Source organism: Ligilactobacillus sp. RTP31139st1_D10_RTP31139_211217 (assembly GCF_040226755.1).
Classification (GTDB): domain Bacteria; phylum Bacillota; class Bacilli; order Lactobacillales; family Lactobacillaceae; genus Ligilactobacillus; species Ligilactobacillus animalis.
On sequence record NZ_JBCOAR010000011.1, the window covers coordinates 25612 to 42808 of the forward strand.

At 43.2% G+C, this 17197-nt stretch carries 13 protein-coding genes and 3 pseudogenes; 12 read left to right on the forward strand and 4 right to left on the reverse strand.

What is annotated here, in order from left to right; all coding sequences use genetic code 11:
• The first annotated feature begins 137 nt into the window (after positions 1-137).
• Positions 138-2828 (forward strand): bifunctional acetaldehyde-CoA/alcohol dehydrogenase, encoded by a 2691-nt coding sequence (gene adhE / locus ABT996_RS07455; protein ID WP_035448753.1) that lies wholly within the window; start codon positions 138-140, stop codon positions 2826-2828.
• Between the two features lie 133 nt (positions 2829-2961).
• Here adhE and lacD read toward each other — a convergent pair whose 3' ends face one another.
• The 3 genes and pseudogenes from lacD to ABT996_RS07470 all read right to left on the reverse strand — a co-directional run bounded on the left by lacD (position 2962) and on the right by ABT996_RS07470 (position 5484).
• Complete coding sequence (lacD, locus tag ABT996_RS07460; RefSeq protein WP_035448755.1) at positions 2962-3945, reverse strand: tagatose-bisphosphate aldolase; 984 nt, start codon at positions 3943-3945, stop codon at positions 2962-2964.
• Positions 3946-4067: 122 nt separating this feature from the next.
• Positions 4068-4759, reverse strand: a pseudogene (locus ABT996_RS07465) (GntR family transcriptional regulator).
• A gap of 5 nt (positions 4760-4764) precedes the next feature.
• A complete protein-coding gene (locus ABT996_RS07470) occupies positions 4765-5484 on the reverse strand; it encodes a GntR family transcriptional regulator (protein ID WP_010689815.1) in 720 nt (239 codons plus the stop codon).
• 302 nt (positions 5485-5786) lie between these two features.
• Here ABT996_RS07470 and ABT996_RS07475 point away from each other — a divergent pair.
• The 7 genes and pseudogenes from ABT996_RS07475 to nagA all read left to right on the forward strand — a co-directional run bounded on the left by ABT996_RS07475 (position 5787) and on the right by nagA (position 12582).
• Positions 5787-7582: pseudogene (locus tag ABT996_RS07475) on the forward strand (glycoside hydrolase family 35 protein).
• Positions 7579-8061, forward strand: a pseudogene (locus ABT996_RS07480) (PTS sugar transporter subunit IIB). Before ABT996_RS07475 ends, ABT996_RS07480 begins: the two co-directional pseudogenes overlap by 4 nt.
• A gap of 6 nt (positions 8062-8067) precedes the next feature.
• Complete coding sequence (locus ABT996_RS07485; protein WP_035448759.1) at positions 8068-8961, forward strand: PTS mannose/fructose/sorbose/N-acetylgalactosamine transporter subunit IIC; 894 nt, start codon at positions 8068-8070, stop codon at positions 8959-8961.
• A complete protein-coding gene (locus ABT996_RS07490; protein ID WP_035448760.1) occupies positions 8948-9772 on the forward strand; it encodes a PTS system mannose/fructose/sorbose family transporter subunit IID in 825 nt (274 codons plus the stop codon). Before ABT996_RS07485 ends, ABT996_RS07490 begins: the two co-directional genes overlap by 14 nt.
• Before the next feature lie 68 nt (positions 9773-9840).
• Positions 9841-10239: a PTS sugar transporter subunit IIA gene (locus ABT996_RS07495; RefSeq protein WP_010689810.1), complete on the forward strand. Its 399-nt coding sequence runs from the start codon at positions 9841-9843 to the stop codon at positions 10237-10239.
• Between the two features lie 12 nt (positions 10240-10251).
• Positions 10252-11418: an AgaS family sugar isomerase gene (locus ABT996_RS07500; RefSeq protein ID WP_010689808.1), complete on the forward strand. Its 1167-nt coding sequence runs from the start codon at positions 10252-10254 to the stop codon at positions 11416-11418.
• Positions 11419-11433: 15 nt separating this feature from the next.
• Positions 11434-12582 carry an N-acetylglucosamine-6-phosphate deacetylase gene (nagA, locus tag ABT996_RS07505; RefSeq protein WP_035448762.1) on the forward strand — a complete coding sequence of 383 codons (1149 nt, stop codon included), beginning with the start codon at positions 11434-11436 and terminating at the stop codon, positions 12580-12582.
• 86 nt (positions 12583-12668) lie between these two features.
• Here nagA and ABT996_RS07510 read toward each other — a convergent pair whose 3' ends face one another.
• Complete coding sequence (locus ABT996_RS07510; RefSeq protein WP_035448763.1) at positions 12669-13772, reverse strand: vitamin B12 independent methionine synthase; 1104 nt, start codon at positions 13770-13772, stop codon at positions 12669-12671.
• A 208-nt stretch (positions 13773-13980) separates the two neighbouring features.
• Between ABT996_RS07510 and ABT996_RS07515 the strand changes: the two genes are divergently transcribed.
• From ABT996_RS07515 to ndk, 4 genes are all read left to right on the forward strand, one after another.
• Positions 13981-15246 (forward strand): serine hydrolase, encoded by a 1266-nt coding sequence (locus tag ABT996_RS07515; RefSeq protein ID WP_035448764.1) that lies wholly within the window; start codon positions 13981-13983, stop codon positions 15244-15246.
• A gap of 25 nt (positions 15247-15271) precedes the next feature.
• Positions 15272-15793 carry a hypothetical protein gene (locus ABT996_RS07520; RefSeq protein WP_035448765.1) on the forward strand — a complete coding sequence of 174 codons (522 nt, stop codon included), beginning with the start codon at positions 15272-15274 and terminating at the stop codon, positions 15791-15793.
• 215 nt (positions 15794-16008) lie between these two features.
• Positions 16009-16647 (forward strand): YfbR-like 5'-deoxynucleotidase, encoded by a 639-nt coding sequence (locus tag ABT996_RS07525; RefSeq protein WP_010689803.1) that lies wholly within the window; start codon positions 16009-16011, stop codon positions 16645-16647.
• Positions 16648-16746: 99 nt separating this feature from the next.
• Positions 16747-17175 (forward strand): nucleoside-diphosphate kinase, encoded by a 429-nt coding sequence (gene ndk / locus ABT996_RS07530; RefSeq protein WP_033193035.1) that lies wholly within the window; start codon positions 16747-16749, stop codon positions 17173-17175.
• Positions 17176-17197 lie beyond the last annotated feature (22 nt).

Sequence of the window (17197 nt, forward strand, 5' to 3'; positions counted from 1 at the left end):
TTGTTTAAGAAAGAGTAAAATAAATTGAAATCGGTATCAATAAGGGTTAATATAGTTAGTGAAAGTATTCACGAAAAAATTTATCGAGTGAATTACTAGTCACTTTTAGTTTAAATATTTTGGGAGGTTCCAGATAGATGAGCAAAGAAAAGCCAAAGAAAAAAGTATTAACTCCAGAAGAAAAAGAAGCAAAGATGCAAGCAGCTCGTGTTTATACCGATGGCTTGGTCGAAAAAGCGTTAAAGGCAGAACAAGAATATGCGACCTTTACGCAAGAACAAGTTGATAAGATCGTAGCAGCTGCAGCTTTAGCTGGCTCTGAAGCAGCTTTGACTTTAGCTCACGAAGCAGTCGATGAAACTGGCCGTGGGGTAGTTGAAGATAAAGATACTAAGAATCGTTTTGCGACAGAAAACATTTATAATTTGATCAAAAACGAAAAGACAGTTGGTGTCATTTCGGAAGATAAGATCAAAGGCCAAGTTAAGATCGCAGCTCCATTAGGCGTCTTAGCCGGGATCGTGCCAACGACCAACCCAACTTCGACCACGATGTTCAAAGCTTTGATGGCTTTGAAGACACGTAATGCGATCGTCTTTGCTTTTCACCCACAAGCACAAAACTGTTCCGCACACGCAGCTAAGATCATCTATGAGGCAGCATTAGCAGCTGGAGCACCAAAAAACATCATTCAATGGGTCGAAAAACCATCACTTGAAAACACAACTGGTTTGATCCAAAATCCAAAGATCGCATCTATCTTGGCAACTGGTGGCCCAGGCATGGTCAATGCAGCATTGCGCTCGGGTAACCCATCAATGGGTGTAGGTGCTGGTAACGGGGCAGTCTTTGTTGATCACACTGCTAACTTAGACCGTGCTGTCGAAGATCTTTTGATGTCTAAGCGTTTTGATAACGGGATGATCTGTGCAACAGAAAACTCAGCCGTTGTTGAAGCTCCAGTTTATGACGCTTGGTTACAAAAGATGCAAGAAAAAGGTGCATATTTAGTACCAAAAGAAGACTATGCTAAGATCGAAGAGTTCGTCTTCAATGATAACCACGGAGTAAACGGTCCGGTTGCAGGTAAGAGTGCTCGCTGGATCGCAGACCAAGCTGGTGTCTTTTTACCAGAAGGTAAAGACGTGATGTTATTTGAACTAGATGCCAAAAATATCGGTGAAAAGTTATCCTCTGAAAAATTATCCCCACTCTTGTCCATTTATAAAGCTAAAGACCGCAACGATGGTGTTAAGATCGTTGGCGCTTTGTTAGATTATCAAGGTGCAGGTCACAATGCTGCGATCCAGATCGGTTCACAAACAGACCCATTCATCAATGAATTTGGTGACAAGATCAAATCAGCTCGGATCTTGGTCAACCAACCAGATTCGATCGGTGGGATCGGTGATATTTATACGGATGCATTGCGTCCAAGTTTGACACTCGGAACAGGATCATGGGGGAAAAATTCATTGTCACATAACTTATCAACAGGTGATCTTTTGAATGTTAAGACAGTTGCTAAACGTCGTAACCGTCCACAATGGGTACGCTTGCCAGAAAAGATCTACTACGAAAACAATGCGATCTCATACTTACAAGATGAGACAGAAGATATCAAGCGTGCCTTCATCGTAGCCGATCCAGGAATGGTCCAATTTGGCTTCGTTGATAAAGTTTACGATCAATTAGCCGTGCGGGATACACCAGTGAAGACGGCCCTTTACGGAACGGTAAAACCTGATCCAACATTAGGACAAACGATCGAGATCGCTCGTCAAATGGCAGAATTTAAACCAGATACAGTGATCGCTCTTGGTGGTGGTTCATCCTTGGATGCAGCTAAGATCGCCCGTTATATCTACGAATATTCCTTAGATCAACCAGCTGGTTTCATGGATGACTACGATAAAGTCAGCGAATTGTTCTTATTATTGCAACAAAAATTCGTTGATATTCGCAAACGTATCGTTAAATTCCACCATGCGACTGCAACTAAATTATTTGCGATCCCAACAACATCAGGTACTGGTTCAGAAGTGACACCATTTGCGGTTATCACTGATGATAAGACCCACGTGAAGTATCCGTTAGCTGATTACGAATTGACACCACAAGTGGCGATCGTGGATCCAGAATTTGTTATGACTGTGCCAAAACGCACCGTTGCTCTTTCTGGGCTAGATACTTTATCGCATGCTTTAGAAGCATATGTTTCTGTAATGTCATCTGAATTTACCCGTCCATGGGCGCTTGAAGCGATCAAGTTAGTCTTTGAAAACTTAGTTGATTCATACAACTTTGATCCAAAGAACCCAACGGCTGCTGGTGAAAAAGCTCGTGAAAACATGCATTACGCCGCTACATTAGGTGGGATGGCATTTGCTAATGCCTTCTTAGGGATCAACCACTCGATCGCCCATAAAACAGGTGGGGAATTCGGTTTGCCACACGGCTTATGTATCTCGATCGCTATGCAACCAGTTATCCGCTTTAACGGTGTGTCCGGTAAGGTAAAACGTTCACCATATCCACGCTATGAAGTATACCGTGCCCAAAAAGACTACGCAGATATTGCTCGTGCTTTAGGGCTCAAGGGCAACAGTGATGCCGAATTAGTTGAAGCATTATGTGCTCGGATCGCGCAGTTGTTCAAAGATCTCGATGTTGAACCTAAGTTATCCGCTAATGGTGTTACCAAGGAACAATTTGAAGGGGCCTTGGATGAAATGGTCGATTTGATCTACAATGATCAATGTACACCAGCTAACCCACGCCAACCATTCTTAGAAGAGATCCGCGAATTATTGTGGGAACAATTTTAATTAAGTAAAGCCCAAGAGCGAGTTTCAGGTGACTGAGACTCGCTCTTTTTGGTGTAGATAAAAGACTATAAAATGCAAAAAAAACTTAGAATTACAAAATGTGATCCTAAGTTTTTTGTATTTTAGTTTATTTTTAGATCAAATTTTTACTTGCAAGTGGGGTCGCGGTTTCTTTTAGGACTGTATTTAAAGCTTCGATATTTGCTTTTCCTTGGGTCTCACACCAGAGACTCGCTGCGCCCGCACCATCTTGAGCAAATGGGACGACGCTATCCTTCCAGGTCGCACGCCCACACAAGACACCGTTGAATTTTGAACCGGCTTCATGGGCAAAGTAAAGCGTATCTTGGAACATCTGTGCTGACACGCCCGCACTTAAGAAGATAAATGGAACGCCAGCTGCGGCTTTGGTCTGTTCAGCAAAGTAAGCTGCTGCTTGTTCCTTGGTGTAGACTGCATCCTCATCTTTTGCAAACCCAGCAACATAAGCCATATTAACTGGAACTTCGACTTTCAAGACATCAACGTTATAACGCGGTTTAGCAAATTCGCGCATCATCTCGATGACTTTATGCGGTTTGACGGCTGCGTATTCTTTGCTCTTGGTGTCTTCGATATTAGCATCATAGGACATCAATTCGAGGAAAAACGGGATATCTTCAGCTACGCACTCACTGCCGATCCGTTCGATGAAGGCTTGTTTCTTTTCGTTGATCGCCATCGGTTCATCGACATCATAGTAGACCATGAACTTAACGGCATCAGCGCCAGCTTCTTTTAAGCGTTTAGCCGACCAATCGGGCAAAAGATCGGGCATGCGTCCCGGTTCGCTGACATCATAGCCCGTTTTTTCGTAAGCTAGCAAAAGCCCGCAGTTGCTGTCACGGGCTAAAGCAGCGGGTAAACCATATTCTGGATCGAGTAAGATCGCCGATGAATACGCTGTCATTTTTTGGGAGATAACTTTTTTGAACTCGCTTAGATCAGAACTGGTTACGGGATGGTCAGCTTTTTTAGCCAACATCTTTTTTAATGAACCGCGTTGATCGATCGCAAGTGCTGCAATAATACCATCAGAGTTAGAGAGTCGCTGTAAAGCTGTTATTTTTCCTATCATGATCTCGCATCATTTGTTTTAAAATGTTTGTTTTTGTTCTTGTAAGTTTAAATTACCACGGAGAAAATGATTAGTCAAATAATAGTGTTTATAAATGTTTGAAAATGTCATTGAGTCGGACTTTAAAGTTTGATCTTGTAATACTCCCACCGTTTATACGAACAGATATATTCAATGATCTGTCCGCTGAGCGATAGCGTTGTTGTGCGTTCTTGTTTGACGGTCGGGGTCTCTTCGCTGATCTCCAACAGAGCAGCGATTTTTTTCGGGGTCGGTAAGATGATCTGGTTGTATTCGACAAAAGGTTCTGTGTTTAGATGGATCTTGAATTCATTTTTCATTTGGGTATAGATCGAATTGTAATAAGAAAGATCATGGGGATGGGTCACAAAGCGTTCGGGTAAATAAGTGCAGTGGTAGATATATGGGATCTGTTTAGCCCGGCGTACCCGTTCGATCACATAATAAAAGTCAGTTGAGGTAAGACCTAGTTGGGTCAAGATCGTGGGATGGTTGTCCCGCGTGATACTGATGACTTCCACGCGATCATCGGGGGCGTAAAGACCTCTAGATCGCTGAACTTAACGGTCTTTAGCTTGCGCGAGCGTGAGATAAAGGTCCCTTTACCTTGGTAACGCACTAAAAAGCCTTCAGCGACGAGTTCTTTTAAGGCGCGGATCACGGTGATCGAACTGACGTGAAAGCGTTTGGTGAGTTCAGCTTCACTGTAAAATTTGTCACCGCTTTCAAATTTACCGGATGAAATTTCATTTTTGAGATTATTTTTGACGAGTTGGTGCTTAGGGATCTTCATAATAATTACACATCCTTTGTGAGGGGCACTTTGTAAGCAAAATAGCGTGAAGGAGCGGTCGTGATCGTAAATTCAAAGGGACGGTCGAAGCTATCATAGGCGAGCCGTTGGATCTTAAGACAGGGTGAACCCACGCGTAGATCGAGTAAGTCAGCTTCGCGTTCGTTGATGAGACTAGCAAAAAATTCCTCTGCGCCATCCTTGATCTTCAGCTGATATTTAGTGGCAAGGAGGTCATAGAGCGAGTTTTTGACCAGTTCATTGCGTTTTAAAGCGGGAAAACGTTCAGCTGGTAAAAAGGTTTTTTCAAACAAAACTGGCTGATGCCCCAATAAGCGTAGGCGCTCAACGCGGTAAACTGGTTCATCTTGAGCTAAATGGAGCATTTGGGCGACATAGTAATTAGGGATCGTTTGGGTAAAAAGCAAGATCTCAGTCGTGGGTGCCTGCTCAGCGGGCATGTCTAATTTGCTAAAACTGTAAAAATGTGCGTAATCATATTGAACGGGTTCATAAGTCACATAATAGCCGACATTTTTAGCTTTGGCGATCAATTTTAGGTCTTCTAATTCACTTAAAGCAGCACGTACGGTGGAGCGACTGACGGAATATTTGTGCGCTAATTCTTTTTCTGTGAAGAAGCGGGTATTCGTTGGTTGCTGAGTCTCTAAGATGTTTTTGATCAATTTGTCTGCTAGAATAGCATATTTAGGGCGTTTTGTCATCGCTTAACTCACCTACTTTGAAAAAATTGTACGTTGAAAAAAAACGCAAACTGATAACGTTTCACCCCAATTATACACTAAATGGTATGTAAATTAATACTGAAAAAGTATAGCAAAAAAGCTTAATTAATTGTGTAAATAAGCTAGAATTAAATTATAAATGATAACGCATACAAAAGTGTGTGACTAACCATTACAGGTATATACCACTTTCAGCTGAACCATTTTTTTGTAGCATTTATTTATTATTACCGTAACTTAGTATATTAACATAATGATTTTATTCAAGAGGACAGATGAATATGGAGAATTTTATCGTACGAGAAGATGGACTTTATCTAAACGATGAACCGTTCAAACTTCTCTCGGGGCGATCCATTATTTTCGGATCCCACGTGAACAATGGTATCGGTCCTTATATAACTTAAAAGCTTTAGGTTTCAATACGGTCGAAACATATACGGCCTGGAACCTCCACGAACCTAAAGAAGGCGTGTTTGATTTCAGTGATCGGCTTGACCTCAAGGCTTTCATTGAATTAGCCCAGCGTCTAGGCTTGTATGTGATCGTGCGCCCGTCACCATACATCTGTGCGGAATGGGAATTTGGCGGCCTACCAGCTTGGCTCTTGACGAAAGAAAATGTCAGGTTACGCGCTAATGATCCTGTTTTCTTACAGGCTGTCGCGCGTTATTACCAAGAGCTTTTTCAGATCTTGACGCCATTGCAGATCACGCATGGTGGTCCGATCATCATGATGCAGATCGAGAATGAATACGGCTCATACAGCGAGGACAAAACTTATTTACGCCAGATCAAAGCTTTGATGGAAAAATACGGTGCTGATGTGACATTGTTTACCGCCGATGGGGCTTGGCAAGCAACGTTACGTGCCGGGAGTTTGCTAGAAGACAAGATCTTAGCGACAGGTAATTTTGGCTCCCATGCCAAAGAAAATTTCGCAGCGTTAAAGGCGTACCAAGAAAAAATGGGGGTCAAGCAACCCTTGATCTGCATGGAATTTTGGGATGGCTGGTTCAGTCGTTGGGGCGAGCCCGTAGTCAAACGTGATCAAGCTGAACTTTTAGAAGCATTGCGTGAAGTTTTAACGCTAGGTGCGGGTGTCAACCTGTACATGTTCCATGGTGGTACTAACTTTGGTTTCATGAATGGCTGTTCAGCACGTAGGGAACACGACTTACCGCAGATCACATCATATGACTATGTTGCCCTGTTGAATGAAGCCGGCGAACCAACGCCTACCTACTATGCGATCCAAGAGCTGCTCAGCGAGATGTATCCAGAACTTGAACAAAAAGAACCATTAGTCGAAAAGATGATCAACGTTTGGGATATCAAATTGACAGGTCAAGTCGATCTATTCACTTGTTTAGACCAAGTCAGTGAAAAGCATAACAGTCAATATCCCGAGTCGATGGAAGCGTTGGGCAGTGGCTATGGCTATGTGTTGTATCGCACGCAGATCTTACGCGATAAACTAGACAAAGAACGTTTTCGCGTGATCGATGCCAGAGACCGGCTAGGCTTTTATCTAGATGGTGAGCATGTAGCGACCCAATACCAAGAAGAGATCGGAGCTGACATCGAGGTCAAGTTACCTAATGAAACTGCTCGACTCGACATCTTAGTCGAAAACATGGGACGGGTCAATTACGGGAGCAAGTTATTAGCCAATACGCAACGCAAAGGACTCGGACGTGGTGTCATGGCTGATCTACACTTTATCTTAGGTTGGGAACAGTATATTTTGAACTTTGATAAGCTTGCCGCAGTTGATTTTACAGGTGAATGTGTCAAAGGCCGACCGAGCTTTTATCGCTATGAGGTCGAGTTAGCTGAGACCGGAAACTGTTATCTAGACTTAAGTGGTTTTGGCAAAGGGGTCGCGCTGGTAAATGGACATAATTTAGGGCGCTTTTGGCAAAAAGGCCCGCAGTTAGCGCTCTTTGTTCCCGCTGAATTCTTAAACCAAGGTCAAAATGAAATCGTTATCTTTGAAACAGAAGGTATTTATCAAACTAAGCTGAATTTGGTAGAAAGACCGATCTATAAACATATTGAGGAGGATGCGCAATGATTATTGCAGTACGGATCGATGGACGTTTGATCCATGGACAGGTAGCTAATTTATGGACGACTAAGTTAAATATTACACGGATCATGGTCGTAGATGATGAAGTTTCACAAAGTGCGATCGAAAAAAGTGGGCTTAAGCTTGCAACGCCAGCGGGAGTCAAATTGAGTGTTCTTCCGTACGCGCGCGCAGCGGAAAATATCTTAGCTGGTCGTTATGACTCACAACGTTTGTTGATCGTGGCCAAAAAACCGCATTATTTATTGAAATTAGTTGAAGCCGGGGTCCCACTTGAAGAGATCAATGTGGGTAACATGTCACAGTCAGACACGACGACTTCGATCACACGCTCAGTGAATGTTGATGAGTAAGATGTTGCCGAATTCAAAGAATTGAACAAACATGGGGTCCATTTGATCCATCAAATGGTGCCTGCTGATTCGGCTGAAGATTTTATGGAGCTATTAAATAAGAAAGGGTGAGCCTAAATGACAATTGCATGGTGGCAGATTTTACTACTTACGTTGTATGCCGGATACCAGATCTTAGATGAATTGCAGATCAACTCCTCGGCTGGTTCCGCTGTTTTTGCCGATTTGATCTCCGGTCTTGTAATGGGTGATCTAAAGACTGGTTTGTATATTGGTGGGATGATGCAGTTGACGATCCTTGGGGTCGGAACTTTTGGTGGCGCTTCCATAATCGATGCCAACTCGGGTACGATCTTGGCGACTGCTTTTGCCGTTTCGGTTGGGATGGATCCAAAACAAGCGATGGCAGCGATCGCCGTGCCGGTGGCCGCCTTGATGATCCAGACTGATATCTTGGGTCGTTTTGCTAATACGTATTTTGCACACAAGATCGATAAAGATGTGGAAAACTTCGAATACAAGAAGATCGAACGTCACTTCTTGATGGGTGCGATCTCATGGTCACTTTCCCGGATGTTACCAGTGTTCCTAGCTTTAGCCTTTGGTGGTGGCTTAGTTTCCAAAGTCGTTGGTTACTTGAACGGCGATCTCAAATGGCTAGGTGACGGGCTCTCAGTTGCTGGGGCAGTCTTACCAGCTGTCGGGTTTGCGATCTTATTGCGCTACTTGCCAGTTAAGAAACACTTTGCTTATTTGATCTTAGGTTTTGTGATCACTGCACTATTGACAACGCTCTTTGGCAATATCCAATTGCTCGGCACAAGTGTTGCTGGCCTAGACAAGACTTTAGTAGCTAACTTCAACAGTATGCCAATGTTAGCGATTGCTTTGATCGGTCTAGCTTTAGCCTATATCTCTTACAAACGCAGTGATGCGGATGCACCAAAAGCACCGCAACAACCACAGGTAAATAATAACAGTGAGGGGGAAATTGAAGATGACGAACTCTAATAAACCAAAAACAACAGGTTACAAATTGACCGATGCCGACTTCAAGCAGATCAACCGGCGCAGTCTCTTTGGCTTCCAGTTAGGCTGGAACTACGAACGCATGCAAGCGTCAGGTTATCTGTATACGATCTTGCCACAATTGCGCAAGATGTATGGTGACGGAACACCTGAATTAAAGAAAATGATGAAATTACACACCCAATTCTTCAACACGTCAAACTTTTTCAATACGATCGTTACAGGGATCGACTTGGCGTTGGAAGAAGAAGGAACTGACTCAGCTGAAACTGTTAATGGGTTGAAAGCTGGTCTGATGGGACCTTTAGCCGCGATCGGGGATGCGATCTTTGCGGCCTTGATCCCAGCTATTTTCGGTGCAATTGCTGCTGACATGGCAGTTAAAGGAAATCCTTTAGGTGTCTTGATCTGGGTCGGTGCAAGTATCGCCGTAATGATCTTTCGTTGGAGCCAATTAAAATTTGCCTACAAAGAAGGAACTGAACTGGTAACAGCGATGCAACACCGCTTGACCGCTTTGACGGATGCTACAACTCAGCTTGGTGTCTTCATGGTCGGGGCGTTGGTAGCAACGATGATCAACGTTAAGCTCGCTTGGGCCCCAATGATCGGGGATGTTAAGCTCGATTTCCAAAACAACTTAGATATGTTGCTACCACGTCTTTTACCAGCTGTGATCGTATTGGCGATCTACTGGATGTTAGGTAAGAAGAATATGACTTCGACCAAAGCGATCTTTATCGTACTCTTTGTTTCGATCGCGTTATCAGCTTTAGGTGTTATTTCAAAATAGACTTTTAACGGACCATGGTGAAGTAGCTTCATTGTGGTTCGTTTACCATAGGAAAGGAAATGAAACTTATGAAACCATTAGTATTGATCAGTCACGGAGATATGTGTGTTGAATTGAAGAAAAGTGTCGAAATGATCATGGGGCCCCAAGACGATATTTACACAGTATCGCTATTGCCCAATGAAGGCCAATCAGAGTTTTTAGCTAAATTTAAAAAAGTCGTTGCTGGATTAGATGATTTTATCGTGTTAGCCGATCTATACGGCGGGACACCGTGCAATGTGATCGCAAAACAGATCATAGCCGGCGCTAATTACCGACTCTATGCTGGGATGAACATGGCAATGGTGATCGGGTATTTGAACGCAGAAATGTTAGGTTCAAAGGCAGATCTTATTGCGGAAGCGCGTAATGGCGTGACCGATGTCAATGAAGCGCTCCATGGCTTGATCGATGCAAATAGTTAAGAGGTGATCAGATTGTTTGAAAAAAGTAACGCGACCTTAGAAAAATTAGGAGCCGTTATTACGACCCGTGAGATCCAACAAGAACCAAAACTTTGGTTAGAGACCCTAGCAATCTGTCAACAGCATCAAGCTAAATTAGCTGACTTGTTGGCTAGCTTTGAGCTCAAAGAAAACCAAAAGATCCGCGTGATCTTCACAGGAGCGGGGACCTCACAGTATGTGGGGGATACCTTAGTTCCTTACCTGCGTCGGACGGGGGACACGAACCGCTTTGAATTCGTGAGTCTAGGGACTACGGATATCGTGGCAGCACCCAAAGACTATCTGTTAGCCGATGAACCGACCTTACTCGTGTCCTTTGCGCGTAGTGGGAATAGCCCTGAAAGTAAGGCAACTGTGAAACTGGCAAATAAAGTCGTCAAACAGGTCAAGCATTTGGTGATCACCTGTGCTACTGAGGGCGCTTTAGCAGTTACAGGAAAGGCTGATGCGAACAGCTTGGTCGTCTTAATGCCAGAACTTTCTAACGATAAAGGATTTGCGATGACCGGATCATTTACGTGCATGACGTTAGCGGGTCTCTTGTTCTTTGATCAGACTGACCAAGCTAAAAAGATCGAATATGTAAAAACGGCGGCTAAACTAAGCGAGTATGTGATCGAACAAGAAGCTCAGTTAGCAGCTTTGGTCGAGCTTGATTTTGACCGGATCGTTTATCTAGGATCAGGCCCGTTGAGCGGACTAGCTCGGGAAGCGCAATTAAAGATCTTGGAACTGACTCATGGCCAGATCGCGACAGTCTTTGATTCTTCGATGGGCTTTAGACATGGGCCAAAATCCTTTATCAATGCGAAGACTTTAGTGCTAGATTTTGTCGCTAATGATCCGTATACCCGCAAATATGATCTTGATGTGTTAGAAGAAGTTCACGCCGATCAGATCGCTTTGCAGACGGTAAGCATCGGGCAAGTGAGTGGCCATGAATTTACTGGCCAACGCTTTGATTATCCACCAAGTGAGATCTTACCAGAAGGCTACTTGGTCTTGCCTGATATCATGGTGGCGCAAGTGATCGCTTTATTGACTTCACTTAAGATCGGTAATACACCTGATACTCCATCACCAAGCGGGACCGTTAATCGTGTTGTTAAAGGTGTTTTGATCCACGAATTTGAATAAAGAAGGCGAAATGACATGCATTATTATGTAAAAGCACAGACATTTTTAACTAAAAGTGGGGTAAAAACTGGGGGCTATTTAGAGATAAAGGATGGTAAATTTGGCCGTTGTCTACCACCAGAGACTGATCTTTCTGCTGCAACGATCATCGACAAAAAAGATGCGATCATTGCCCCGGGCTTAGTTGATACGCACATCCATGGCTTTGCGGGACATGACGTGATGGATGCCTATCCAGCAGGCTTAGCTGAGATCTCACAGGGGTTACTTTCATGTGGGGTAACTTCCTATCTGCCGACAACTTTGACCGCACCACCACAAAAGTTAGCGCAGGTTTGTCAGTTGCTAGGTGAAAAAGCCCATGAAATATCAGGGGCCAAGATCCAAGGGATATATCTTGAGGGACCTTACTTTACTACGGAGCATAAAGGAGCACAGAACCCAGCGTATATGCGCGATGCAGATTTTGTTGAGCTCGAACGCCTGCAAGCTTACGCAAAAGGAATGATCAAAAAGATCGCCCTTGCCCCAGAACATCCTGGAGCGCTCGAATTTACCAAGCAAGCTGTCAAAAGTGGGGTCAAGGTTTGTCTCGGGCATAGTAACGCGACCTACGAAGAAGCGATGGCAGCTGTGGATGCTGGCGCTGACATCTTTGTTCACACGTATAATGGAATGAGTGGCCTAAATCATCGGGCACCTGGAATGGTCGGAGCTGCTTTTGCAAGTGATGCTTACACTGAATTGATCTGTGACGGGCATCATGTTCATCTGGGAGCGATCACAGCGTTGCTCAAGGCTAAACAAGAAAAGACCGTTTTGGTGACTGATTGTATGCAAGCCGGTGGGATGCCTGAAGGTGAGTATATGTTAGGCGAGTTTTTGGTCGAGGTCAAAGATGGAGCGGCCCGACTAAAAGATGGTGGCAGTTTAGCTGGCAGTGTCTTAGAGCTATTTACCGCAGTCAAAAACCTTGTTGATTGGGGGCTATGTAGCCTTTCAGAAGCATTTGAAATGGCAAGTGAGCTTCCAGCTAAGAGTGCCGGGATCGCCGATGTCTGTGGTAGTATTCAAAATGGACGTGACGCTGATTTCTTGGTAGTCAGTCCAACTTTAGGGCTCAAAGAAACTTATGTTGATGGACAAAGTGTTTATCAAAAATAATGCTCTTTTTGATAAGCGAATAAACTCCCGCTCAGGATGCAAGAATGCACCTTGAGCGGGAGTTTTTGCTAGTAGTTATTTACACACTACCAGATCTCTTTACCTGTTTCGACTACTAATTTGACCTTGGCCCATTGTTCATCTTCGGTCAATTCGTTGCCTTCTTCTGTTGAAGCAAAACCACATTGAGTTGAGATACCCAGATTTTCTAAGGGTACTAGCTTGGCTGCTTCAGCTACTCTAGCCTTTAATTTAGCTGGATCTTCTAAGTCAGGGAATTTTGATGTCACTAAGCCTAAAATGATCTTAACGTCTTTTCGATCGTTCCAGATCCGCTTTAAGGCATCAAAATTGCCAGAACGTTCATTATCGTATTCTAAGAATAATTCATCATAGTTCAAAAGACTTAAGTATGGTGCGATCACGTCATAGCTACCACTGAATAGGTAAGTCGATTTGAAATTGCCCCGACAAATGTGGGTCGTGACGGTCATATCGGCTGGGACTTTTTCGAGCATCTTATTGATGACAAAGACGCTATCTTTGGCTAAAGCTAAATATTTGTCGCGTTCTTCACCCGTGGTTTCATTTAACTTGCTGATCAAAAAGGCCCAGGTCGTATCGTCTAATTGTAAATAACGACAACCTAGATCATAGAAATGCTTGATCGTTTCACTATAAGCTTGAGCTAAGCCCTTGAGAAATTCTTCCCAATTAGCATAGAAGAGTTTGTAATTTTTACTGCGATCATCTCTAAAGAAAAGTGTTGGAGAAGGGATCGTTTGTTTAGCAACAACGCCTTTTGGAACGATGCTCTTTAGATACTTAAATTGTTCAAAGAAGGGGTGGTCGGGATTATATTCGATACGGCCGCCCAACTCAACATTGTCAGTTCGGGTCTTTTCCCCGTGGAATTTATAACTTTGGCGATAATCATAGCGTTTGACGCCCTTGAAGCCCCAAAGAAAATCTAAATGCCACCAACTGCGACCAAATTCACCATCGGTTGCATCCTTTAAGCCAAGTTTAGCTTGTTTTTCAACAACACGTTTGATCTCTTTTTTCAAGATCTCATCGTAATTGGCTTGATCGATCTTACCGTTTGCTAAATCCTCTTTAGCATGTTTTAATTTATTTGGTCGTAAAAAACTACCGACAACATCATAGTGTGAACTAAATTTTTCACTCATAATTAATGCCCCCTTGAAATCGTGAAGTGCTAAACCTCACGTTACTTTAAGGATAACGCTAATTTTCCACTTAGACAAAGAAAAGCAATTTTGTAGCTAAAAATAGTGAAAAAACCAAGGAAAGTTTCAAGGATAAGGTACCTATTAAAAACGACCAATTTTAGCTAGAATAATACTAAAACTAGAGATAATGAAGGAATGTTAAGATGTGAAGTGTCCAAAATGTAATTCGACTAATCCAGCTGGCTCAAAATTTTGCCAAAGTTGTGGTGAGACCTTGCCAGATCCAATTGAGCAAATGCCAATCTCTAAGCCAGAAAAGATCTGCCAAAATTGTGGGACTCCAAATGATATCAAAAATGATTTTTGTGACCAATGTGGTACCCCATTTGATGGCACGGCTCCAAAGCAAGCGCCAGCGCCAGAACCGACCTATTCGCGGACGCAAGGGCCTTATGCGGGTGTTCCCCAACATAAAAGCAATCTAGCCGGGATAATCATTGGTGTAGTTGCAGGGCTACTTGTTTTAAGTGTTGGTGGGTATTTTGCCTATAATACACTCAATAAACCAGCTAACGAACCGACTTCTGTAGCTAAAAGTAGTAGTAAGGATAAAAGTTCGACTGTAAAAGAGAGTAGTAGCGCTGCTTCTAGCAGTAGTGAAGCTCCAAGTTCAAAGTCCAACTTTGATGAAGCTAAAGTCAAAGAACTTGTAGCTAGTGATATCGGCGGGATCGCTGGTGATAAAACGGTCTACGTGGCACCGATGAACGAAGATGTGAGTTATCTTTTGAACAATCAGACCCAAAGTGCAGCTTCGGTGATCAAGCTCTTTATTTTAGCGGCAGCCTATGCCCAACAAAAGATCGGGACGATCAATTTAGACGATACGTATACCCTTTCCAATGCTGATAAAGTTGGCGGGACGGGTGTGATCCAAAACATGCCAGCCGGTAAGACCTTTACTTACCGTGAATTATTAGCTTATATGATCGATGAAAGTGACAATACAGCGGCTAACATCATGATCGATGCTTTAGGTGGGATCGATAAAGTCAATGCACAGATCGAAAAGATGGGAGCACATGATACTAAGTTACAACGTAAGATGATGGATACGAAGTCACTTGAGGCTGGCCGAGATAACATCACGTCGGCTGCTGATGTGGGTGAATTGTTGAAGAAAGTTTATAACCACAAATTGATCAGTAAGAGTGACAGTGCTGAATTCTTAGATATTTTAAACAAGAACCGTGATCATGATAAATTAGTTCGCGACCTACCAACTGGGGCTAAAGTCTACAATAAGACTGGTATCATGCAAAATTACGGGATCTTAAATGATGCAGCGATCATTGAAAATGAAAAAGGTGCCTTTGTTGTCGTTGTTTTGACCCAAAATGGTGATAACAATGAAGAACGATCTGCCATGAATAAATTAGGTTTGGACCTATACAATACCCTTTTACAATAAGCTTAGGGTGCCATGAGGTGATAACATGAAAAAGCATTTACGTGTTTTGGGCGTGCTTGTTTGCCTGTTACCCCTGATGACAGGGTGTTTGCCCCAAACTAAGGTCAAACAAGAATCTAGTAGCAGCCATAAAACTAGCCAAACAACTAAAAAGAAGACTAGTAGCAGTAGTTCTAGTGAAAGCCAAGTCAGTGAAACGTCAAGCAGTCGAGCCGCCGCTTCACATGCCCCAGTGACAAAGGGGGTGGCTGGGGAGCAACCAGCTACTGCATCAAGCCAGGCGCCGGCAGCGACCAGTTCTGTTGTTGGACAGACTATAACCGATGGAATGGATTTTTACTATCGTTTAGCAGTCCAAGCAGGAATATGTGATCCTAATGTTTCACTTGAGGATTTTTATCGTGAAGCAACTTGGGGTGATCAACAAGTTACTTATCAAGGACGGACAGTAACTGTTAAACGTATCCACGAGGGTGAGGGTGCGTATGAACAGGACGGTAAAACGGTGATCGATAAAGATATCTATGAGATCGTTTCGGTAAATTGAAAATAATGCACAAAAAAATCGGGTGTGTCGTAGCTGTATGCTAAGACACTACCCGATTTTTTGTGCATTTTTACGCACTGTTATAGTAGTCGTGCTCCGAATTGTAATGCCTAGCGCATGGTTATGAATAGTCAATAATGCTAAAAGAATAAGATATTTGCAAAAAAGTTGCTTGCGGTGTATCCTAGTATGAAATATATACGGAGGTGTTTTTCATGGGCATGCATGAATATTTAAAGAGTTTGAGTGATCTTGAGATGATCAATCGGGCCCCAGGTTATTTCAAATTTGAAGAACACAATGTGGCGGCCCACTCATTTAAAGTGACGCAAGCTGCGCAAATGTTAGGTGATATCGAAGAGCAAGCGGGTAATGAGGTAGATTGGCGTTCACTGTATGAAAAGGCGCTTAATCACGATTACACAGAGCGTTTTATCGGGGATATCAAGACACCGGTCAAGTATGCGACCAATGAATTGCGGACGATGTTGGCTAAAGTTGATGAGTCGTTGACCGAAAACTTCATCCAAACTGAGATCCCCGTCGAATTTCGCGCAGCCTATGAGCGCAGATTTGCAGAAGGTAAAGACGATACTTTAGAAGGAAAGATCTTGTCAGTCGCAGATAAGATCGACTTGATGTATGAGTCCTTTGGTGAGATCCAAAAGGGTAATCCAGAACCAGTTTACATGGATATTTATCGTTCAAGTTTAAAGGCGATCATGAAGTTCAATGATATGGCAAGTGTGCAATATTTCTTGAAGATGATCTTGCCGGAATTATTGAAGGATAATGCGAACACCAATGCGCAAAATCATTTAGCGATCATGACGACCCAGATCATTCAACAATAGCCAAAAAGACGCTGTTTAGGCGTCTTTTTTTGTTAAAAACATTAAAGTATTAATTAAGGAAAATAAGTGTTATCCTATTTGTGGACAGGAGTGATCAAATTGACAGAACAACGAACTTTAGTGTTAGTTAAACCAGATGGCGTCGAAGGTCAACACATCGGCGATATCATTACCCGTATCGAACACAAAGGCTACCAGATCACAGCCTTGAAAGTGATCCAAGCGACTAAAGAGCAACTTGAAGCGCACTATGAAGATAAAGTCAATGCGCCATTTTTCCCAGAATTGGTCTCATATATGCAAGAAGGACCGATCGTTGGGATCATCGTGACCGGAACCAATGTCGTTCCTATCATTCATCGCATGGCAGGTGCAACCAACCCTGGCCAAGCTGATTGGGGCACAGTGCGTGGAGACTTTGGGCGTGAATGGCCCGACGGTAATTTGCGTAATGTGATCCATACTTCGGATAGTCCAAGTGAAGCTGAAAGAGAGATCAGCATTTGGTTCCCAGAAGAAAGTAGATAAATTTACCAAAGATCGACAAGTT